The sequence below is a fragment of the Natrononativus amylolyticus genome (assembly GCF_024362525.1).
GTDB lineage: Archaea > Halobacteriota > Halobacteria > Halobacteriales > Natrialbaceae > Natrononativus > Natrononativus amylolyticus.
Genome location: NZ_CP101458.1, coordinates 2,166,704 through 2,187,183 on the forward strand (window position 1 = coordinate 2,166,704; position 20,480 = coordinate 2,187,183).

Genomic DNA, 20,480 nt, shown 5'->3' on the forward strand with positions numbered 1-20,480 from the left:
CTACACTCTGCCGGGTCGGGCCAAAAAGGCGTGTCGTTCCCGTCCATCCGGTCGGCTGTACGTCGCGCCTGGCGAAGCCGCAGGCGAATCGGGTTTCGCCGGTACAGCAGGCCGTCTCAGCCGCCGACCGCCATGAACTCGACGGTGTAGCCGAACGGGTCGGTGACGTAGTAGGAGGTGTAGCTTCCGACGGACTCGCGTTCGCGCTCGGCCGTCGAACCGATTTCGATGGCTGCGTCCTCGAGCAGGCTCCGGACGGCCTCCGGAGAGTCGTCGATCCGGATGGCGACGTGGCGGTAACTTCCACGGTCGGCGTCGAACTCCTCGACCGGCCTGACGTAGAGTCGAGGACCGCCGCCGAGTTCGATCGCGAACAGTCCCGGGTCGTCCCGTACGGCCGCGTGTGGATCGTCGAACCCCGTCTCGAAGCCGAGCCGGTCGACGTAGAACTCGATGACCTCCTCGAGGCGATCCGCGGGAAAGCCGAGATTGACGTGATCGATGGCTGTCGCGTGCATACGGTGGGTCGCCCGTGAACCCACAAAAGTTCCCGCCCGGCGGCGAAGGTAACCGGTAGCTCCCTCAGCGTCGGGTCTCGACACGTTTTAGACACTCGGTCGAGTGGGTTCCTCGAATGGTCTCCGTTCTCGAAGTCCTCCTCGTCGCGACGCTCGCAGGCTGTGCGACGGGTCTCGGGGCGATTCCGACGCTGTTTACCGACCGCGTGAGCCACCGCGTCTACGACGGCGCGCTCGGGTTCGCCGGCGGGATCATGACCGGCGCGGCGGTGTTCGCGCTCGTCGTCCCCGGCCTCGAGTTTGGCTCCCCCTGGGAGGTCGTTCTCGGGGTCCTGGCCGGCGGCGGCTTCCTGCTCGTCGCGAACGCCTTGCTCCCCCACCTCCACCTCCGGTTCGGACGGGATCGGCTCGAGGGAACGGCCGCGCTCGAGGTCGGGGACGGAAACGAGGCCGCCGTCGACGACCGCCGGCGGGCGCTGCTCGTCGGCAGCGCGGTGACGATCCACAACGTCCCCGAAGGCCTCGCCGTCGGCATCGCCTTCGCCAGCGGCGAGGCGGGACTGGGTTTCGCTATCGCGACCGCCATCGCCGTCCAGAACGTCCCCGACGGGTTCGCGATGGCCGTTCCTGCGGTCCGGGCCGGCGTCTCGAGGCCGAAAACCCTGCTGTACACGACGCTCTCCGGCGGAGTTCCGGAGCCGGTCGCCGCCGCCGTCGGCTTCTCGCTCGTGGTCGTCGTCACCGGACTCTTTCCGCTGGCCGCCGGGTTCGCCGCGGGCGCGATGATCGCCGTCGTCTTCCGCGAACTCGTCCCCTCGAGCCACGGCCACGGCTACGCCGACACCGCGACGGCGACGTTCGTCCTCGGGTTCGCCGTCATGCTCGTCGTCGACACCGTGTTAGCCGTCTGAGCCGACCGTTCGAGCCGCAGCGCAGATAGCGAGGGCTACGCCTCGAGCAGCCCGTGGCGCTCGAGGAGTTTTCGAACCATCGTCTCGGTCCACTCGACCCGCTGCTCGAGGTCCGTCCGGTACTTCGTCGTCTCGACCAGGTAGCCGCTCACCTCGAGATCGCCGGCGACCTTCCTGACCAGGATCTGCCCGGACCGCCCGAGCGGGTTCCCCTGCTCGAACCGGTGGTCCTCGCTGAGGTCGTCGGGGACGTGGTGTTCGTTCATCGCGTCGACGACCGCCTGGCTGTGCGCTTCGGCGTCTCCCGTGACCGTCGGAAAGATCGCCTGCCCGACGCCGCGGCCGTCGGTGATGTCGGAGTTGTAGATCCCCATCGAACTGTGGAGGTCCAAGAGGGCGTCCGGTTCGTGTGACTCGATCTCCACCCAGAGCGCCCGCGCGTGGGGCGTCGTCGGCTCCTCGCCGACCGGGAACTGCTTGTTGATGTCGATCCCGTCGTACTCGCGGGTCCCCGCCTCGACCGCGCTCGGATACGCCTCGGGGATGACCACCAGCGTTCCCGCGTCGATCTCCCACCCGGTTGCGTTCGCCGCGGCCTCGAACCCCGCGGGTTCGTCGCCGTGGATGCCGCCGATGACGAGCGCCGTCGGCCCGTCGACGGCGGATTCGATGACGTACGTCGTCGTCTCGTCCTGGCCCTCACCGAACGTGTGCGTCGAGACGGTTTGCTCGGAACTCGAGCCCTCGGCGTCGTCCCCGTCGTCCGCCGCATCCCCGTCGGCGTCGTTCTCGTCGGCCGCATCGCTAGCTTCGCTCGAGTCGTCGGCCGGATCCTCGTTCCCGCTCCCGTCGCCGGGATCGTCGTGCTCTCCGGCGGAATCGGTACACCCCGCCGCAGCGGCGATCGAGCTCGCGAGAACCGCCGCGAACGTCCGTCGCCCGACCCTCCGCTCGCTGGAGACCATTTCGTCGAAAACCGGCTCGACGGTGGTTTATTATTGACCGAATAAGCCCGTCGTCGTCCCGTTATGCGGTAGAAAAGGCGTGGTACCCGCTACAGCCGCTTCGAGACGTAGGGGCCGTCCTGGTAGTAGCCGAGCTTGGTCCGGTAGTACTCGCGGGCGCCGATTCCCGAGATCACGCTCACCTTCTCGTAGCCCGCGTCGGCGGCGAGTTCTTCGGCACGTTCCATCAGCCGGCGGCCGTAGCCCCTGTGCTGGTGCTGGTCGGCCTCGCCTTCCGTTCCGACTGCGACCTCGCTCCCGTAGACGTGGAGTTCGCGGACGAGCGCCGCGTTCTCGAGTTCCGGCCGCACCGGATCTCCCGGGAACCGGAGCCGACAGAAGCCGATCAGGAGGTCGCGCTCGAAGTCTTCGAAGGAGACGAAGTGTTCCGTGCCGCCGCAGGCGTCGTACGTCATGACGTCGAGTTCGATCTCCTCGGGTTCCTCGTCGTTCATCCCGACCTCCCGACAGCGGATGCACTCGCAGGTCCAGCCGTGTTCGTCCATGCGCTGTCGGGCGAGCTGTCGGAGGTTCGACTTCCAGACGCCGGCGTCGATGAAGTCGGCGGGAATGTCCCGTTGAACCCGCTGGAGGCGGGTGTAGCGGGGCACCATCGACTTGATCTCGGCGACGAGTTCCGCCGCTTCGTCGTTCGTGAGGGGGTCGTACTCGCCCCTGTGCCACCAGTCGTAGGTCGCCGTGCCGCGGACGATCAGCGTGGGATAGATCTTCAGGTAGTCGGGTTTCCACTGCTCCTGTTCGAAGATGCGCCGGAAGTCCTCGAGACACATCTCTTTGCTCATCCCCGGCTGGCCCGGCATCATGTGGAAGCCGACCTTGAACGCGGAATCTCTCAGGCGCCGGTTGGCGTCGATCGACTCCTTCGCCCCGTGGCCGCGGTGCATTTCCCTGTTTATGCGCTCGTAGGTCGTCTGGACGCCCACCTCGACTTTCGTCCCGCCGAGGTCGAGCATCCGGTCGATCTGCTCGGGGTCGCACCAGTCGGGCTTGGTCTCGAAGGTCGTCCCGATGTTCCGCACCGAGTTCGTCTCGTTCTCGGCGATCACGTCCTCGAGGTACTTCCACTCGTACTCCTCGGGATCCTCCGCGAAGCTCACGCCCTCCGCGGGCGCGGGCTCCTTGTCGACGTCGTAGTCGTTCATCGCCTCGAGGGCGCGCTTGACGAACCACTCCTGGTAGTCGTGGCTCCGGGCGGTCATCGTCCCACCCATCAGGATCAGCTCCACTTTGTCGACCGGGTGGCCGATCTCGCGCAGTTGCTCGAGTCGCAGCGTCACCTGGCCGTAGGGGTCGTAGTCGTTCTGGACCCCGCGGGCGGCGGCGGGCTCCTCCCCGGTGTAGCTCTGTGAGGACGAAAATTCGGAGTCGGGACCGCCGGGGCAGTACAGACACTTGCCGTGGGGGCAGCGCTCCGGCGAGGTCATGATCGCCACGGGCGACACCCCCGAGGCCGTGCGAACCGGCTTGCGCTGGAGGATCGGCTCTAGGTCCTCGCGATACTCCTGGGGGGCGTAGTCGAGCAGTTCGGAGTTCTTCGGCACCTTCGGCGCGGAGTGTTCCGAACACGCCTCGAGTTTGGCCTTCTCGACCTCGTCGCGGTCCACCTCGCCGTCGAGGATTCGCTCGACGAGCGTCTCACAGACCGCCTCGAACGCCTCCGACTCGCTGACGCCGCTCATCGCCACATAGTCGCCGCGGGTCGCGGTTAAGGGTGTCGCTCTCGGGGGTCAGGTCTCGTACTCGAAGTCCCGATCCCGGTCCTCGCCCGACTCGCGACCCCCGTCGCGGGTCGACTCCGCGCGTCGACTCCGCCGCCACGCCGCCGCGTCCTCGACCGTCTCGACCTCGAGCAGGCGCTCGAGTTTGTGCTCGAACTGCTCGTCGGTGAGGTCGCCGGCGGCGTAGCGGTCTCTGAGGGTTTCGAGGGCGTCTCGAGTCTGCGGGTCGTCGACCCGTTCTGGGAGCTCGCCGTCGTCGAGATCGAGTCGCTCCCGCTCGTCCTCGTCCCACCACTCCTCGATGTCGTCCTCGTCGCCGTACAGCAACGCGACGAGCGGGACGACCACGATGTAGCCGAGCAACAGGACCGCCAGCCAGAGCGAGCCGCCGATGCCGGAGACCAGGAGCGCGAGCCAGAGACCGGTCACTAGCAGCGACGCGATCTCCGTGGCGTTGTTTCGCAGCCGGGTCCCCGGATCGTCGCGCATAGTATGCACTCCTCAGCCGACGCTGAAAGAGGTTTCTTTCGAGAAACGGGACCTGGAAGTCCGAACGAGTTACGCGGTCAGCTCCTCGAGCGCCTCGAGGGCGGCCTCGCGGACCGCCTCGCGCTCGCCCTGGAGGAACTCGACGTGGCCGTCCCGACCGCCGACGACGTGCACGCCGCCGTCGGGGACCGCCTCGCGGATCGCCTCGCCGAGTTCGCGGACGTCGATCCCGTCGGAAGCGCGGACGCGCAGTTCGTCCTCGTCGACGCCCAGCGTGAACGCGGCGTCCCGACGGCGGTGGAGCTCGTCGAGCAGCAGGTCCGTCGTCGGGAAGTCGAATCGGTGGGTGAACGCGGCCGTGTCGAGAACCGTGACCTCGGCGCCGCCGGCGTCGCGGCTCTCGAGGTTCTCGGTCGCCGTCTCGAGTTCGGTCTCGAGCTTGTCGCGGAACTGCCCGGAGACGTGGGCCGCGAGGTTGCCGTCCTGGGCTCGAGTCGCCTCGCCGTCGCCGAACAGCAGGTCGGTGACGAGCTCGCGCTTGTCCTTGTAGGACTGGTAGTACGCCTCGAGGGCGACGGCCTCGCGCCGCTCGGAGACGCCGGTCTCGTCGTAGCCGGCCTCGGTCGCGAGGTCGGCGTACGCCTCGGGGGTGTCCTCCCAGTAGCTCACCGCCGGGAGGTGGACCAGGTCGTCTCGCACGTCGTCGTTGACGTGGGCGGCGACGTTCGCGGCGAGCGCACTCGAGGTGACGTCGTCGACGTCGGCGCCGGCCAGCGACGGGGCGACGGCGACGGCCACCGCGTCGACGATCTCCTCGTCGGTGCGGCTGTCGTCGATCACGAGCGACTCGGCGCCGTAGTGTGCGAGCAGCTCGTAGCCGTCGGCGGACTCGGCGGTCGACCCGGCGTCGACGAGGACGACCAGCGGCAACTGCTCGCCGTGGCGGTCGCGCGCCTCGAGCATCGAGGTGACGTCGCCGGTCGCAGCGTCCATGTCGTACACCCGACCGTCGAGCGGCCGACGCTCGAAGTAGTGGTACTCGGCGTCGTCGCGCGTGTGTTTCTCGCGGACGAGCGGTAACACGGCGCGCTCGATCGCCGCCCCGGCGACGTAGCCGTCGGCGGTCGCGCTGTGACGGACGATGATCGGGCGCGTCTCCATCACGGCCCGGCGGATCACCGTCGCCGCGTCGACGAGTTCGTCGCGAACGGCCGAGACGGCGTCGTGGTCGGCCAGCAGGTCGACGCTCGTCGGCGCGGCCTCCTGTTCGAGCGCCTCCTCGAGACGGTCGGCGACGGCGTCGCGCTCGTCGCCCGCGAGGATCTCGAGGGCCTCGGTTTCGACCTGGAGCTCGCCGTGGCGGCGCTCGACTTCGCCCTGCAGGGCGACGACGTCGTCGACGTCGACGTCGGGGTAAGCACGGACGCCGGCCTCCTCGAAGGCGGCGCACTCGACGGTCGCGGTCTCGTCGCGGAGTTCGAAGATCGTCGGGCCGCTCGTCTGGCGGACGCTCGTGATCTCGCCCTCGAGGTGGACGACGCTGCCGACCTGCTCGCCGATCGAGTCGACGGTCGTTCGGTTGAGGCCGCCTTCGGTCTCCTCGGCGAGGCTCTCCTCGACGGGCTCCGGTTCGGCCGTCGCGGCGTGTGCGCCGCGGCCGTTCGGGACGGTCGCGTCCGCACTCGGAGTCGCGTCGTCCGCACTCGAAGTCTCGTCGTCCGCACCCGAGGGCTCCGCCTCGTCTGCGGCAGCGCCGGCGCTCGCGGAGCCCTCGTCGTCGTTCGTCTCGACGTCTTCGGGGTGGTGCTCGCCGTCTGGCGCGTCGATCAGCTTTCCGCGGAAGTCCCGCTCCGTCTGCCGGATCGACCAGCCGAGGTCGACGTTACCGTTGTCTCTGACGTCCAGTACCTGTACGTACACGGTGTCGCCGGGCTCCCAGTCTAAACTCTCGAGCCGGCGATCGAGTTCGCTCCTGTGCAACAGTCCCGTGACGTGGTCGCCGATGTCGACGAAGACGCCGAAATCGGCGTAGCCGTCGACGGTCCCCCGGTAGTACCGGTCGGGGGTGAGCTGCGAGGGGGAGTTGCCGTCGAATTCGAAGACGACGTCCTCCTGGTGACTCTCGCAGACCAAGCCGTCTACGGGCTTGCCGCAGATGATGCAATTACCCATCTATGCGGTACAAGCAGGTTCGCCCTAAAACGGTTGTCGAAATACGGTCGCGGTGGCCGCCGCCGAGCGAGCGGGGCGTTCCGGTGCGATCGATTTCGGTTGATCGGTGCCACTGCTTGCGATCTGGTCGATCGGGACCTCACTCGAACACCGGGGAGTCGTCCTCGAGCGCCTCGATGTCGCGGGCGATCGCCCTGACGTCCTCCGGGAACAGCGAGACCTGTACCTCGTTCCCTTCGCCGTCCTCGAAGACCAGTTTGACGCGCTTGTCGCCGAACTCGCGGGCCTCGGCCGACTCGACGTCGAACAGCTTTGCCGTCGCCGACTTGTTCGTCGGGCCGACGTTCTTGATCGATCCCTCCTTGAACTCGAGCATGAACTCCTCGAGGTTCAGCGTGAGCATACCCGCCCTACGACCGCCCGGTAAAAAACGGCACGCTATCCGGGGCGTGCCCTGTGTCGCGTGACGCGCGACGATACGACCGCGTGGTGTGTCTCCGGTGTGCGGCCTGCGACGGTAGCGACCACTGCCTGATAAATCGTGGTGATCGTCCACGGTGATCGCCGTCGAATCTCCGATTGCACGCGTGACGGGGATTACGTATCGCCCCCGTCCGTTACCGCCGCGGCCACTTTTAAGGTGGTTTCGAGTGAACTCCCGTCTGGCATGCAACTCACCTGGCACGGCCACTCGACGTGGCACGTCACCGTCGGCGACACGACGCTGTTGATCGACCCGTTCTTCGACAACCCGAAGACCGATCTCGAGCCCGCGGACGTCGACGCTCCGGACTACGTCCTGCTCACACACGGCCACGCCGACCACATCGCCGACGCCGGCGCGTTCTCGGAGGCGACGCTGGTCGCGACGCCCGAACTCGTCTCCTACTGCGAGGCGGAGTTCGGCTTCGAGGACGCCGTCGGCGGGATGGGGATGAACCTCGGCGGCACCGTCGAGTGCGGCGACGCCTACGTGACGATGCACCGCGCGGACCACTCGAACGGGATCATGACCGAACACGACACCTCGGCGGGGATGCCCGCCGGCTTCGTCATCTCGGATACGAAGCCGACTCAGGTCTCGGATGAGGAGTCGACGACGTTCTACCACGCCGGCGATACGAGCCTCATGACCGAGATGCGGGAGATTATCGGCCCTTACCTCGAGCCCGACGCCGCGGCGCTCCCCATCGGCGACCACTTCACGATGGGGCCGACCCAGGCCGCAATCGCCGTCGACTGGCTCGACGTCGACCACGCGTTCCCGATGCACTACGACACGTTCCCGCCGATCGAACAGGACCCGGACGACTTCGCCCGCGAGGTGCGCGGAGTCGGCAGCGACGCGGAGGTTCACGCCCTCGAGGCCGACGAACCGTTCGAACTCTCGACGTGACGCGGTAGAGGCCCCGCTCCCCCGGTAGACCCACCCATCAGCGGTATCGACGATGCGGTTATAAGCACTCGCTACCCATCGGACGTGTGGAGTCCGCACATGCGATCTGGTCCGACTGTCTCTGCACGTCGGCTCTACGTCTAGCACCCTAATGTCGCCAACAGAAACCCCTCCGGATGTGGAAGCGTCCACCGAATTTCAGCGAGAGCTGACCGATCTGATCGCGACCGCCTTCGCACGCGGCACGCCGATCGAGACGACGTGGGAGATCACCGTTCCGATCGCGGACGCGCCGAACTGGACCGTCGAGATCACGAAGTCGTACTCCGACGAGGAGCCGGCTTACGATCCCGAGTTTATCGACCGGTGACCGCCGTCGACTCGCCGTCCGCAGCCGCTTTTCACCTCATCTGGGTCACTATCGCCACACGGACAGTCATCCTGTCACGTAGATTATTCGATCCAAAGGCTTATACTATCGCTCACCCATCTGAACAGCCGAACTCTGCCGAGTCGCGGCACGAATGAGGAGTCGCTCCACGACGTCGAGGCCGAGTCGGAGCACGCCATGAAGTCCAACGTCACCAACACAGATTCCGGAACCGCCACGTCCGAGATTCCCTCGCCGATCGTGTTCAGGGCGCTCTCGCACAGGCGCCGCCAGTACGCGCTGCAGTACCTCGTCCAGCGACCGGGGGCGGTCGCTCTCGGCGACCTCGCCGAGTACATCGCGATCGAAGAGGGGACGGTGACGCGCGACCGCTACGAGCGCATCCTCACCGGACTCTACCACACGCACCTGCCCCACCTGTCCGACGCCGGCTTCGTCTGGTACGACCTCGAGCGCGAGGTCGTGGACCTCTGCGTCGAGCCCCGCGCGCTGGCCCCCTACCTCGAACTCGCCCTGCCGTCGACTCACGAGTGACCCTCCCTCGACAGACGCCGCCGAGAGAACAACGTTTACCCGCTCGGCCCGCGACGTCTCGAACGCAATGTCGAAGGAAGTCACCACCATCTCCGAAGAGGGCTTCAGTGCGACGAACCAGATCCGCGACTTCGAAACGCAGATCGACGCGACCGGCGAGGACGCACCCGACACCCTCGAGGCGCTGCTCGCGGCGTACGGCTCCTGTTACGTCCCCGCCCTGCGCGTCGGCGGCCAGCAGCGCGGCGTCGACGATCTCGGGAAGATCGAGATCGCCTCCTCCGGCGAACTGAACGACGACGACAAGCTCGAGTCGATCAGCTTCGACATCCGCGTCGAGGCCGACGTCGACGACGAGACCGGCCAGAAGATCATCGACCGCGGGTTCGAGCTCTGTAAGGTCCACGACGCGCTCAAAGAGAGTCTCCACGCGGACGCGACGTTCGAAGGCGACGCCTTCTAACGTCCTCCGAACGCCGATTTTCCTGCACGCCGGAACCGACGACCGCCGGGTGTGGGGAGACCCCTCTCGAGTCAGTTCGACCTGCGAGGAGTCGCTTCTCCGGTCGCGGCGGTTCTATCGGCGAGGAACGCGACCACCGTCGTTCCGGCACCGTACTACACCACCTCACCGCCCGTCTCGACGACACTTACAGCGGATCACAACGGCCGCATACCTCGAGGGAGCCGGCTCGACGAATCGGGCCGAACCAACGATTTAGCTCCGTTCGCGAGTGAAACCGCGACAAGGAGCGTTACTCGTCGTCCTCGCCGTCGTCGTCCTCGCCGTTCCCTTCGTCGCCGTCACCGTCCTCGCCGTCACCATCGTCGCCGTCACCGTTCTCGTCTTCGGCCGCCCCCTCGTCTGCCTCGCCGTCGGGGGTCGCCCCCTCGAGTTCGAAGGTGAGCTCCTCGTCGTCGTCACCCATCGTCAGCTCCTCTTCGACCGGCTCGAACTCGTCGTCCTCGCTCTCGACGACGACCGTGTGGTCGCCTTCCTCGAGGTCTTCGAACACGATCTGGCCGTCCTCGATGACGTCCGAACCGCGGCTGTGAGTGACCGGGGAGTCGTGGATCTCGACGTGGACGACGACGTTCTGCGAGACCGGTTCGCCGTCCTCGTTCTCGAGGGTGATCGTCAGCGTCGGCTCGTCCTCGTCGGTCGTGTCGGGCTCGGTGTCGTTCGCGTCGCCGTCGTCCGCGGGTTCGTCGTCGGCGGGTTCGTCGTCGGCGTCGTCGCCGCCGTTGTCGCCACAGCCCGCGAGAGAGAGCGCGAGCGTGGCAGCGGCAGCGGTACCGAACTGGCGGCGCGTGGGTCGGAGGTTCGCCATACGAAACGCTGTGGTACTGTCGGGTAAAACGCTTCTGAAGGCATGAGTTGACGCCTCCCGCGGGATCCGACACCGTACCACAGAGACGACGGAACTGCGGGTCGTACCGGCCGAGAGCGGGTGAGGGAAACGCTGATACGACCGCCGGTCCAACCGGCGGTCATGACCGAAAACGCGTGGACCGACCGAATCGTCGGCGAGCGCATGACCGTCGACCAGGAGTTCTCCCGGCGCGTGGCGAACTCCCGGTTTACGAGCCAGGAGTGGAGCCTGATCATGACCGCGACGGAGTTCGAAATCGCAAACCCCGACGACCCAGAGCGGGCCCGCATCGTCGCCAACACCGACAAGGTCGAGCAGATCCTGCCGGAACTCGAGAACGTCCGCTCGCAAGTCGGCGCGATGGGCGGGGCGCCGTCGGAAGCCGGCGGCTCGGGCGGCATCGTCGACTCGATCAAGGGCGCGCTCGGAATGGGCGGCGGGGGCGGCAGCTACGACGCCGAGCGGGAAGCGGCCGAGACGCTCACACAGGAGTACGCGGAGGAGCTCCAGTCACACCTCGAGTCGAACGGTCGGTGGGAGTCGGTCCGGGCGTTCGCGGCCGGCGAGTAAGGTTTTCGGGCGATCAGTCGCCCGCGTGAAACAGCGTGTACTCGCTGGCCTCGTAGATGTTGATGAGCTCCATGATGAGTTCGTCGTCGGACTCGTCCTCGATGCGGATGGCGTCGAGTCGCTCCATCGTCTCCTCCTCGAGTTCGATCGTAGGCATACGCGAAGGTACGGTCGGAGTCCCCATAAACGTCTCCGGGCCGCGAGCCACAGGGTCTTTAGGTGTGCCCGGCGACAGTGTGAGTATGACAGACGACGTCGAGACGATCACGTTCTCCATCGAAGCCGACGACGACACCGACGAAGTCACGCTGCCGGCCGGACTCGTCGACCTCCTCGCGGAAGGGGACCAGTCGTCGAGCGAGACCGTCGGCGACATCGTGTTGCTCTCGTTCGCCAGCCGCGCACACCACATCGTCCACCACGGCGAGGGCGCCGACGAGGACCTCGAGGCCCAGGAGGCCCGCGTTATGGAGCAGTTCGAGAAGCGCTTCGGCCAGACGTTCGGCGAAGCGACGGGCCACCAGCACTGACGGCCCTCCCTCGTGTAGTCAGCGCCTCGAGAGCGGACGCGCCGTCTCGAGGGCTCACCGGAGACCGGACGGCGCGAGCGCCCCAATCGGGGGACCGATCTCGATCGTGACGGATTCGCCGTCGTCGGCGGTCGCGACCTCGTGGGTCGTCGTTCCCTCGAGCGCGGTCGACGGGATCGGCACCGTAAACGAGAGCTCCACCGACTCCCCGCCCTCGAGGTCCACCACGGAATCGCCCACGGTTTCGCCGTCGATGCGATAGGCGACCGCCGCCGTACCCGCGAGTGAGCCCTCGTTGGTCACCGTCGCGGTGACCGAAATCGTCTCGCCCGGCGCGGCGGTGTCCGGGGCCGACAGATCGGTAACGGCGAAGAACGCGGGGTCGTCCGCGGCCTCGAGTTCGACCGTCGTCTCGGCGCCGTCGGCCTCGCTTTCGACCAGCACGGCGTAGGTGCCGGCCTCGAGGTCCGCCGTCTCGACCGCGAACGTCACCAGCACCTCCTCGCCGGCCCCCAGCTCGACCGTCGTCCGATCGACCGTGGAGCCCTCGAGTGCGAGCGAGATGGGCTCGGTCGCCGTTTCGCCGCCCTCGTTCGCGACGAGGACCGCGACCTCGAGCTCCTCGCCGACGGCGATCGGCGCGTTCGTCTCCGCGATTTCGACGGCGAAGCCCGCGTCCGTGTCGACCGCGACGAGTGCGTCAGCGGCGACGGGTACTCCTTCCGAATCGACGTACGGCGCGTCGACGTCGCCGTCCGTCTCGACGGAGGCGAACGTTTCGTCGCCGTCGGTGTCCTGGAACGCGGCCGCGACGAGCACCTGCTCGCCGGCGGCCAGACGCTCGTCCGCAAACTCGGCTCCGGGGACGTCGAACAGGTCGACGCTCACGTTCTCGTGGGTGCCAGCCGCGAGGTACTCGGAGACCCCGATGACGCTCTCGCGGAGGGTTTCGTTCGTCCGATCGTCGAGTCCGTCCACGTCCCCGGCCGCCTCGAGCAGCCGGTCGTCGTGGATCGTCACGAAGCCGCCCTCCGGGAGGAACGCCTCGTCGACGACGACCGACTCGCCGTCGCTCGACTGGTCCTCGAACGCGAGCGACGCCTCGAGCGCGTACTCGATCGACTCGCTCTCGAGTACCGTTTCGCCGTCCGTCGCCAGCGCGGCCTCGTCGGCCGCGACGACGGCGACCGCGAGCGTGGTTCCGGCCTCGAGCGGGGGCTCCAGCTCGAGCGTCGCGTTCTCGACCGTTTCGTTCGCCGGCAACGTCTCGCTTCGAGCGAGTTCCTCGTCCGCCCCGTCAGTCACGACCAGCGCGTACTCGACGGTAGCGGTCGCCGACTCGACGAGGAGCGTCTCGCCGTTACCGACCTGGTCGCTGGCGGCGAGCGTCGCCTCGGGCTCGTCGGGTTCGTCCGGTTCGTCTGGCTCGTCCGGCACGTCCGGCTCCTCGAGTTCGGGCTCGGTCGGTTCGTCGGGCGCCGCCGGCTCCTCGAGGTCCGGCGCGTCGGGCTCTGGGACCGGGTCGTCGATCGCGTCCTCGGCCGGCTCGTCGACGTCGTCGACGGCCACCGTGATGGCCGCACGATCGAAGACGAACGCGGCGCGTTCGTCGGTGTACGGCTCGTCCTCGAGCCCGTCGCTCTCGACGTAGGCGAAGGACTCGTCGCCGGTCGTCTCGCGGTGGGCCACCGCGAGGACGGCCTGGCTCTCCTCGAGCGGCTCCTCGAGGTCGATCTCGACGTCCTCGTGGGTGCCGGCTGCGAGGTACTCGGAGACGCCGCGGACGCTGTCGACGGGGTCGTCGGCGAGCGTCTCGTCGTGGATCGCAACGAAGCCGCCGTCGGAGAGGTCGACCCGGTCGACGACGACCGTCTCGCCGTCGCCCTCCTGGTCGCGGACCGTCACCGTCGCGGTTTCCTCGCGCTCCTCGACCGCGTCGAACGCTTCCGTCGCGTCCGCCTCGGCGTAGTCGGCGATCTCGGTCTCCGTCTCGAGACCGGCGTCCGCCGCGTAGGCAGCGGTGCTCGCGGCCGCGTCGGCCGTCAGCGACTGGAGCTGGCTCACGGACACCCGCTGGAGCTGGCTGGCTCCGGCCGCCGCCTCGCAGGCGCCCTTCGCCGCCGCCTGCACCTGTTCGACCGACGCCACCTGCGCCTGCGAGAGCGCGCCGCTCGAGGCGCCCTGGGCGAGCACCTGGACCTGCAGGACGTCGACGACCTGGACCTGCGTGACCGCGCCCTCGCCCGCCCCGCGGGCGGCGGCCTGGATCTGTGTGACCTCGACGACCTGGTGCTGAACCGCCGACTCGACCGCTCCCTTCGCCGCGCCGCTGGCCGCCCACTGGACCTGCGTGATCGAAACCGTCTGGTGCTGGAGCAGCGACCCCTCGGCGGCGCCCCACGCGGCGGCCTGTATCTGCTCGACGGTCGCCTCCTGGCTCTGGACGATGGCACCCTTGGAGGCGCCGAAAGCGGCCTCCTGGATCTGCGTGACGGTGATCCGCTGGACCTGCTCCACGCGGACGAGCTGAACCTGGAGCAGCGATCCCGCCGCCGCCCCGCGGGCTGCCGACTGGGTCTGCTCGACGGTCACCTGCTGTTTCTGGACGAGCGCACCCTTCGCCGCGCCCATCGCCGCCGTCTGGACCTGCTTGATCGACACCCGCTGGTACTGCTCGATCTCGACGCGCTGTTCTCCCTCGAGCGTCAGCCGGCTGCTCCCCTCGAGCGCGCCGCTCGAGGCGCCCGCGGCCGCGTGCTGGACGTGCTCGAGCGTAACCCGCTGGCGCTGCTCGACGGTGAGCCGCTGGTACTGCTCGAGGACGCCGTAGGCCGATCCCTGTGCGGCCTCCTGTACCTTCCCGGCCTCGCCGACATCCTTAACGCCGGCCTCGTGAGCGGCGCCGGCGGCCGCTCCGCTGGCGGCCACCTGGAGCTGTTCGACGGTCACGTCCTGGCGCTGTGTCAGCGCCTGCGCCACCGTCCCGTGGGTCGCTCCCCACGTCGCGCTCTGTAGCTGGGTCGCGTTCGCCCGCTGGTGCTGGGCCAGCGCGCCGCCGGTCGCACCGCCGACGGCGACCTGAAGCTGCGTAACGTTGACCCGCTGGTCCTGGACGAGCGCGCCGTGTACCGCGCCCGCCGTCGCCGCCTGCACCTGTTCGACGTCGGCCGCCTGGTGCTGGGCGGCGGACGTGCGCGCGCCCTCGAGGGCCGCCGCGCGCTGTTCCTGACTCACCTCGACGCCCTGAGTCTGGACGAGGTCGATCCCCTCCTCGACGCCGCGCTCGACGGCGTCCTCGTGTTCCGCTGCGAGCGCGGCGGGCGCCTCGAGCGTCGCCGCCGGCAGCGCCACTCCCTCGAAGGCACCCGCGGTGGGCGCCGCCGCGACGGTCGTGTCGCCGCCGTCGATCCCTGCCTGCCCGGAGTCCGTCTCCGCGGGTAATCCGGCGCCTCCCAGCAGCGGGAGGGCGACCAGTCCCGAAACCAGTCCCACGGCGACGAGAGCCGCGAGCGCGACCGTCGGTTTCACGACGAACCCTCGACGTCGAGTGTTCGCCTCCCGCCTCCGTCGAGCGGGACCCACGTAGCCGCGTTCGTTCCCGATCCCACCGGTGTATGCGTGTCCATCCCACTCACGCTCGAGGAGGCGCAAACCCAGGGTATAAGGCCGCCGGTGGTTTCAGCCGACGCGGAGAGGCAATGCCGAATTACGGCCGCGAGCGGCTACGAACCGAGGAATCACCGAACAGACAGGTATCCCGCTCTTGTGTCCGACGGCGGCCCGCAGTCGCTCGTCGTGTGAGCGAACCGGCAGCTCGTAAACCACAGCGTTAATCACGGTTTACGAGACAGCCCTGGTATGGCAACCGAACACGACTCGGTCGAGTTGGTCGGCGCGGACGTCGTTTTCCCGTTCGTCCTGTCGGCGCTGTTGGCCGCACTGCTGGGCGCGAGCGCGTACGTCGTACTCCCGCTTCCGATCTCGCCGGTCCCGGTCACCCTCCAGGTACTGTTCGTCTTCCTCGCGGGACTCCTCCTGGGACCGTACTGGGGCGCGTTCTCGATGCTCCTCTACCTGCTCGCGGGCGCGATGGGTGCCCCGGTGTTCGCCGGCGGCTACGCCGGCCTCGGCGTCATCGTCGGGGAAACCGGCGGCTACCTGCTCTCGTACCCCCTCGCGGCGCTCCTGATCGGCCTCCTCGTCCACGGCACCGCCGGTCGGCGAAACCCCGCGGAGACGCCGGTTCCGGTGCTCGTCGGCGCCCTGCTCGCCGCGACGATCCTCATCTACGCGCTGGGCGTCGCGTGGCTCGCCTGGGTGCTCGCCCTCGAGCCGACGGAGGCGATTCTCGTCGGGGCCGTCCCCTACGTTCCGGGTGAGATCGTAAAGCTCGTCGCCGCCGTCGCGATCGTCCGCAGCGCGGCGCTGGCGGGCCTCTGGTCGCGATGATAGAGTTCCGCGACGTCTCCTACGCGTTCGAGGACGTTCCCGTCCTCGAGTCGCTTTCGCTGTCGATCGGCGACGGCGAGTTCGTCCTGCTGGCGGGCGCCAACGGCAGCGGGAAGACGACGCTCCTTCGCCTCTGTAACGGCCTCCTCGAGCCCGATTCGGGATCGGTGTTCGTCGACGGCGTCCCGGTGAGCGAGAATCCGGTGGCGGCCAGAACCGCCGTCGGAATGGTGTTCCAGCACCCCCGCGACCAGTTCGTCGCAGCGACCGTCGGCGCGGACGTCGCGTTCGGCCCCGAGAACCTCGGACTCGCCCGCGAGGAGATCGACCGACGCGTCGCTGCAGCGCTGTCGGCCGTCAACATGACCGGCCGAGAGGACGAGCGGGTCGACGCCCTCTCGGGCGGCGAGCAGTCCCGCGTCGCCATCGCCGGCGCGCTCGCGATGGAGCCGACGCACCTCCTTCTCGACGAGCCGTTCACCGGACTCGACCAGCCGGCTCGCGGCGCCGTCCTCGAGCGCCTCGAGTCTCTCTCGGCGCAGAGGACGGGGATCGTCGTCGCCACCCACGACCTGCGCGACCTCTGGGCGCTCGCCGACCGCGTCGTCGCCATGCGGGCGGGGGAGGTCGCGGTCGACGGCCCGCCGGAAACCGCTCGCAGGGCGCTCCCGGCCCTCGGTGTCCGCGTCCCGGCCGCCCGCGAATGCTGAGCTACGAACCCGATGGGACGATCGCCCACCGCCTCGATCCGCGCTCGAAACTCGCGTTTCAGGCGGCGTTCGCGCTCACCGCGCTGGCACACACCGAACCGCGGGCGCTCGTGGCTCTCACCGCGGTGACCGCCCTGGTCCTCGCCTGCGCCCGCGTCTCCCCGTGGCGGGCGCTGTACGCGTACCGCTTCGCGTTCCCCGTTCTCCTGGCCGGGCCGCTCGTCGCCGCGCTCACGCTCGGCGCGCCGTGGATCGACCTCGAGCGCGCGGTCGAACCCGCGCGGGCGAGCTACCGGGTGTTGCTCATCCTGCTCGTGAGCGCCGCCTACGTGCGATCGACGCCCGTTCGAGACTCTCGCGCGGCGATTCAGCGAACGATCCCCGGGAAGGCCGGACAGCTGCTCGGCATCGGCGTCGCGCTCGTCTTCCGGTTCCTGCCCGTCCTGCGAGCCGACCTGCGAACGATTCGCGCGGCGACGGCGGCCCGGCTGGGCGACCGGCGCGGCCCGGTCGACCGGGCCGAGAGACTGGGGACGCTGGGTCTCGCTCGCGTGGTCGCTCGAGCCGAGACGCTCTCGCTCGCGCTCCAGGCGCGCTGTTTCTCGTGGAATCCGACGCTGCCGCCGCTCGCGTTCGCTCGCCGGGACGTCCCCGTCCTCGCTGCGGCGGTGGTGCTCTCGCTGTCGGCGTTCGTGTGACGGCTGTCACTCGGTGCTCGAGAGAGTCGAAAACGCCACAGACGTCGGAAGCCGAGTCAGCGAGAAGAAAACGGGTTCAAAGCCGCCTACCGTTCCAGCACCTTCGCAACTGTCAGAATCGCGTCGAACGTCGGCGGGCTGTCGGTGAGACGGACGACCCGCTCGTCGGCATCGTACTCGATGAACTCGACCTCGTCGATCATCGGGAGGTGGGTGTGCTGGAGGGCGGTTTCGACGCGGCCGAAGCGATCGTCCGGAACGTCGAACTGCTCGGCGTTCGCTTCCATCTCCGCGACGGCGTCGACGACCTCCTGGACGGGGACCGGTCCGTCCTGCTCGGCGAGATAGTACAGCGCGTATCGGCGTCGCCGCTCGTTCAATAACCCCAGTACCGTATCGACCTCGACCATAGAGACGATACTACCTATACCGAGAAAACGCTGTTGGATACCGAAATAACTTCTCTCGCGTACTGCAATTATATTTCAATCATATGGATACTCGGAATCCGGAACGAGAACAATAGTTAGTAATTTCGAACGCTCGAGACACGAGAGGCGGCGCTCACCGGACGTTCCGGTCCTCGAGCGACACGACCCGCCGAAGGCGGACGGACGATGTATCGTCGGCCTCGGAAGCGGTATCGACCGCCGAACGTCGTTCGAGACGTCCGAAACCGCAGGATCGAAGGCTTTGAACCCGAAGGAGAACGCCGGTGGAGGAGATCGTGAACCGCGGTCGGAGCGAAGCTCCTCCCTGATTCGGATTCCTCCACTGTCGCTCTTTCTACTTCGCCTCACTCGCCAAAAAGAGCCGGTGGAGGGATTTGAACCCTCGACCTAATCCTTACGAAGGATTCGCTCTGCCAGTCTGAGCTACACCGGCGCACCGCCGCTGGCTCGCACTTCTACGTAGGTCCGAACCGGGCCATAAGGGTTGCGAATCGTCGCTCGGGCGACTGTCGGTCGCGTCAGGGCCCCCTACTCGCGGCGCTCGAGTCGGACGTCCAGACAGACGTTTAGCTCGTGGGGCGCGTACGAGCGCACGGTTCTGCGGGTTTCGACGGACACCTCGTACTCGGGTTCGGCGGCCGCACGGATCGCTCGCTCGCCCGGTCCGAACGGATCGTCCTCGTGCTGGATGTCGTAGTAGTGGAGCACGCAGGAGGCCCCCGCGAGGGTCACGGCGGTCTCGAGGAACGCGTCGGCACTGTGGGGGAGGTTCATCACCAGCCGGTCGGCCCACCCCGAATACTCCGCCGCGACCGTCCGAACGTCCCCGCAGATCGCCGTCACTCCGTCCTCGACGCCGTTTCGGCGAGCGTTCTCCCGGAGGTACTCGATCGCGCGCTCGTTGACGTCGACGCCGACGCACTCCGCTCCGCGTTTGGCGAAGGGGATCACGAACGGGCCGACGCCGGCGAACATGTCGAGCGCCCGCTCGCCCGCGGCGACCTGCGCTGCGACGCGGTGGCGCTCGGTCGCCAGCCGCGGCGAGAAGTACACCTCGGCGAGGTCGAGAGCGAACTCACAGCCGTACTCGCGGTGGACGGTTTCGGTAGGCCGTCCGTCCGCGGAGCCGTCGACGAGTACGGCCCACTCGCGAACCCGCGTCTCGCCTTTGATCTTCGAACGCTTGTTGAGCACCGTCTCGAGCGGCAGGTCCGAGTCGACGATCGCCCTCGCGATCTCGGCAGCCCGCTCTGGGTCGTCCTCGTCGAGCAGCGCCACTTCCCCGAGGCGCTCGTAGGAGGGCTCGAACCCGAGGATGTCGGCGGGCGTCGTCTGGGTCTCGCGCTCGGGAGCGTCGTAGTCGACGACCTCGAGGCCCGGCGGCACCGCTTCCGGTCGCGCGACGGGAACGTAGAGCCACCCGTCGGAGACGGTGATCTCGAACTCCTCGGCGATCAGGTCCGCGTCGGCGAGCTCCCGGCGAATCGCCTCCCCCTCCGAGGGGCGTACGCGGACACACGGCACGTCCATACCCGCACTCGCGGGCCACTGGCCGTAACGCTGACGCTTTTCGGCCGCTCGAGGGCGTGGTGGCCGTTCGACGGGATGCTTCGAACTCGTCGACACGAGGGCGACTGTCACCGGATGCGGCGTCGACGACGGCGCGACCGCTGGCAACTCGACGGAGTCGGAAAGCGGTAGACCCGGCCGTCCGCGGTTACCGGTCTTTCTCGACTACGCGCCAGCGGTAGCCGTACACGGGCGAGAAGACGACCGCATCCGAGTGGCGAACGCTTCCGGGAAGCGTCGAAACCCGCGTGGAAGCGCCGTCCGGGAGCGGTCCCGGCGGTTTCAGCGACACGGCCGTCGGGTTTCGCGAGGCGTGCCCGCCCAACTGTTTCTGGTTTTCCTCGTACACTCGCTCGAAGGCGGCGTGGCCCTTCACGGCAGCCTTCCGGCCGACCGTAACCGCCTTCACTGCCTGCTGCTGGAGCGCCGCCTCCGTCGCCTCCGCTTCGACGCCGGAGACGAACGTCTCGAGATCCGACGACGCCTCGGACTCGCCGAGCGCGTCGCCCATCGAGTTCTCGCCGCCGATCCCCTCGAGCGGGCCGTCCTCCCCGATGAGGTCCTCGAGTTCCTTGTCGAACGCCTGCTTCGCCTCCCAGAAATCGACGAGATCGACGGACCCCCACAGCTCTTTCAGTTTGATCACCTTGCGGAGCTTTTTGAGATCGAGGGCGAGATCCGGATCGTGTTCGCGGATCGCTGCCGGAATCTCGTCGACCTCGACCAGGTCGGGAAGCTCCTCGAGGTCGACGGCGTCCGGAAGCGCGTCCGCGTCGATCGTTCGGAGAACGTTCTCGATCGCTTCGACGACCTCCCAGAGTTCCCGTGCCGTCTCCGACACCGTCCCCTCGGCTTCGCCGCGTTCGATCGCCTCGCCGATCCGATCGAGGACGGCCTCGATCTGTGTGGTCACTTCGCGGAGTTCGGTCTTGCTCATGGTGGGGGACCTCGTCGAGAGAAACGCTCCCAACGGAC

The 20,480-nt window shown here is 68.1% G+C and carries 22 protein-coding genes and 1 tRNA gene; 10 read left to right on the plus strand and 13 right to left on the minus strand.

What is annotated here, in order from left to right; all coding sequences use genetic code 11:
- Positions 1 to 116 precede the first annotated feature (116 nt).
- Positions 117 to 518, minus strand: coding sequence for a VOC family protein (locus tag NMQ11_RS11465; protein WP_255168251.1), 402 nt, complete (start codon positions 516 to 518; stop codon positions 117 to 119).
- A gap of 116 nt (positions 519 to 634) precedes the next feature.
- On the opposite strand from NMQ11_RS11465, the gene NMQ11_RS11470 reads away from it, so the two are divergent.
- On the plus strand, positions 635 to 1,429 hold the full coding sequence (locus NMQ11_RS11470; RefSeq protein WP_255168252.1) for a ZIP family metal transporter: 795 nt from the start codon (positions 635 to 637) through the stop codon (positions 1,427 to 1,429).
- 35 nt (positions 1,430 to 1,464) lie between these two features.
- Here the strand turns inward: NMQ11_RS11470 and NMQ11_RS11475 are convergent, their stop codons facing one another.
- The 5 genes from NMQ11_RS11475 to NMQ11_RS11495 form a co-directional block, all read right to left on the minus strand.
- Complete coding sequence (locus NMQ11_RS11475; protein ID WP_255168253.1) at positions 1,465 to 2,394, minus strand: M14 family metallopeptidase; 930 nt, start codon at positions 2,392 to 2,394, stop codon at positions 1,465 to 1,467.
- Positions 2,395 to 2,483: 89 nt separating this feature from the next.
- Positions 2,484 to 4,133, minus strand: a complete 1,650-nt coding sequence (locus NMQ11_RS11480) for a tRNA uridine(34) 5-carboxymethylaminomethyl modification radical SAM/GNAT enzyme Elp3 (RefSeq protein ID WP_255168255.1) — start codon at positions 4,131 to 4,133, stop codon at positions 2,484 to 2,486.
- A gap of 48 nt (positions 4,134 to 4,181) precedes the next feature.
- Positions 4,182 to 4,661 (minus strand): SHOCT domain-containing protein, encoded by a 480-nt coding sequence (locus NMQ11_RS11485; protein ID WP_255168256.1) that lies wholly within the window; start codon positions 4,659 to 4,661, stop codon positions 4,182 to 4,184.
- Between the two features lie 69 nt (positions 4,662 to 4,730).
- A complete protein-coding gene (locus tag NMQ11_RS11490) occupies positions 4,731 to 6,833 on the minus strand; it encodes a DHH family phosphoesterase (protein WP_255168257.1) in 2,103 nt (700 codons plus the stop codon).
- Between the two features lie 139 nt (positions 6,834 to 6,972).
- Complete coding sequence (locus NMQ11_RS11495) at positions 6,973 to 7,236, minus strand: hypothetical protein (RefSeq protein WP_255168259.1); 264 nt, start codon at positions 7,234 to 7,236, stop codon at positions 6,973 to 6,975.
- Positions 7,237 to 7,500: 264 nt separating this feature from the next.
- Between NMQ11_RS11495 and NMQ11_RS11500 the strand changes: the two genes are divergently transcribed.
- The 4 genes from NMQ11_RS11500 to NMQ11_RS11515 all read left to right on the plus strand — a co-directional run bounded on the left by NMQ11_RS11500 (position 7,501) and on the right by NMQ11_RS11515 (position 9,617).
- Complete coding sequence (locus NMQ11_RS11500; protein ID WP_255168260.1) at positions 7,501 to 8,229, plus strand: metal-dependent hydrolase; 729 nt, start codon at positions 7,501 to 7,503, stop codon at positions 8,227 to 8,229.
- A 178-nt stretch (positions 8,230 to 8,407) separates the two neighbouring features.
- Positions 8,408 to 8,599 carry a hypothetical protein gene (locus NMQ11_RS11505; protein WP_255168263.1) on the plus strand — a complete coding sequence of 64 codons (192 nt, stop codon included), beginning with the start codon at positions 8,408 to 8,410 and terminating at the stop codon, positions 8,597 to 8,599.
- Between the two features lie 198 nt (positions 8,600 to 8,797).
- On the plus strand, positions 8,798 to 9,154 hold the full coding sequence (locus tag NMQ11_RS11510; RefSeq protein WP_255168265.1) for a DUF7344 domain-containing protein: 357 nt from the start codon (positions 8,798 to 8,800) through the stop codon (positions 9,152 to 9,154).
- Positions 9,155 to 9,221: 67 nt separating this feature from the next.
- A complete protein-coding gene (locus NMQ11_RS11515) occupies positions 9,222 to 9,617 on the plus strand; it encodes an OsmC family protein (RefSeq protein ID WP_255168266.1) in 396 nt (131 codons plus the stop codon).
- Between the two features lie 292 nt (positions 9,618 to 9,909).
- Here NMQ11_RS11515 and NMQ11_RS11520 read toward each other — a convergent pair whose 3' ends face one another.
- Positions 9,910 to 10,485, minus strand: a complete 576-nt coding sequence (locus NMQ11_RS11520) for an S-layer protein (protein WP_255168268.1) — start codon at positions 10,483 to 10,485, stop codon at positions 9,910 to 9,912.
- A 162-nt stretch (positions 10,486 to 10,647) separates the two neighbouring features.
- Between NMQ11_RS11520 and NMQ11_RS11525 the strand changes: the two genes are divergently transcribed.
- Positions 10,648 to 11,097: a DUF5799 family protein gene (locus tag NMQ11_RS11525; RefSeq protein WP_255168270.1), complete on the plus strand. Its 450-nt coding sequence runs from the start codon at positions 10,648 to 10,650 to the stop codon at positions 11,095 to 11,097.
- Between the two features lie 13 nt (positions 11,098 to 11,110).
- On the opposite strand, the gene NMQ11_RS11530 is transcribed toward NMQ11_RS11525, so the two are convergent.
- Positions 11,111 to 11,254, minus strand: coding sequence for a DUF7557 family protein (locus NMQ11_RS11530; protein WP_255168271.1), 144 nt, complete (start codon positions 11,252 to 11,254; stop codon positions 11,111 to 11,113).
- A gap of 85 nt (positions 11,255 to 11,339) precedes the next feature.
- Here NMQ11_RS11530 and NMQ11_RS11535 point away from each other — a divergent pair, with 85 nt between their 5' ends.
- Entirely contained in the window at positions 11,340 to 11,627 is a 288-nt protein-coding gene (locus tag NMQ11_RS11535) for a DUF7545 family protein (protein ID WP_255168272.1), read from the plus strand.
- Positions 11,628 to 11,681: 54 nt separating this feature from the next.
- Here NMQ11_RS11535 and NMQ11_RS11540 read toward each other — a convergent pair whose 3' ends face one another.
- Positions 11,682 to 15,155 carry a DUF7282 domain-containing protein gene (locus tag NMQ11_RS11540; protein ID WP_255168273.1) on the minus strand — a complete coding sequence of 1,158 codons (3,474 nt, stop codon included), beginning with the start codon at positions 15,153 to 15,155 and terminating at the stop codon, positions 11,682 to 11,684.
- A gap of 330 nt (positions 15,156 to 15,485) precedes the next feature.
- On the opposite strand from NMQ11_RS11540, the gene NMQ11_RS11545 reads away from it, so the two are divergent.
- The 3 genes from NMQ11_RS11545 to NMQ11_RS11555 are packed head-to-tail and all read left to right on the plus strand — an operon-like array spanning position 15,486 to position 17,484.
- The gene (locus tag NMQ11_RS11545; RefSeq protein ID WP_255168274.1) at positions 15,486 to 16,076 is read left to right on the plus strand and encodes a biotin transporter BioY; all 591 of its coding nucleotides are present in this window, start codon (positions 15,486 to 15,488) and stop codon (positions 16,074 to 16,076) included.
- Complete coding sequence (locus NMQ11_RS11550) at positions 16,073 to 16,786, plus strand: energy-coupling factor ABC transporter ATP-binding protein (protein WP_255168275.1); 714 nt, start codon at positions 16,073 to 16,075, stop codon at positions 16,784 to 16,786. Before NMQ11_RS11545 ends, NMQ11_RS11550 begins: the two co-directional genes overlap by 4 nt.
- Entirely contained in the window at positions 16,780 to 17,484 is a 705-nt protein-coding gene (locus NMQ11_RS11555; protein WP_255168277.1) for an energy-coupling factor transporter transmembrane component T family protein, read from the plus strand. Before NMQ11_RS11550 ends, NMQ11_RS11555 begins: the two co-directional genes overlap by 7 nt.
- Before the next feature lie 86 nt (positions 17,485 to 17,570).
- On the opposite strand, the gene NMQ11_RS11560 is transcribed toward NMQ11_RS11555, so the two are convergent.
- The 4 genes from NMQ11_RS11560 to NMQ11_RS11575 all read right to left on the minus strand — a co-directional run bounded on the left by NMQ11_RS11560 (position 17,571) and on the right by NMQ11_RS11575 (position 20,442).
- Positions 17,571 to 17,894 (minus strand): DUF7344 domain-containing protein, encoded by a 324-nt coding sequence (locus NMQ11_RS11560; protein WP_255168279.1) that lies wholly within the window; start codon positions 17,892 to 17,894, stop codon positions 17,571 to 17,573.
- 401 nt (positions 17,895 to 18,295) lie between these two features.
- Positions 18,296 to 18,369: transfer RNA gene (locus NMQ11_RS11565), tRNA-Thr, on the minus strand.
- 95 nt (positions 18,370 to 18,464) lie between these two features.
- Positions 18,465 to 19,466 carry a class I SAM-dependent methyltransferase gene (locus tag NMQ11_RS11570; protein WP_255168281.1) on the minus strand — a complete coding sequence of 334 codons (1,002 nt, stop codon included), beginning with the start codon at positions 19,464 to 19,466 and terminating at the stop codon, positions 18,465 to 18,467.
- Between the two features lie 187 nt (positions 19,467 to 19,653).
- Entirely contained in the window at positions 19,654 to 20,442 is a 789-nt protein-coding gene (locus NMQ11_RS11575) for a hypothetical protein (protein WP_255168282.1), read from the minus strand.
- Positions 20,443 to 20,480: the final 38 nt, after the last annotated feature.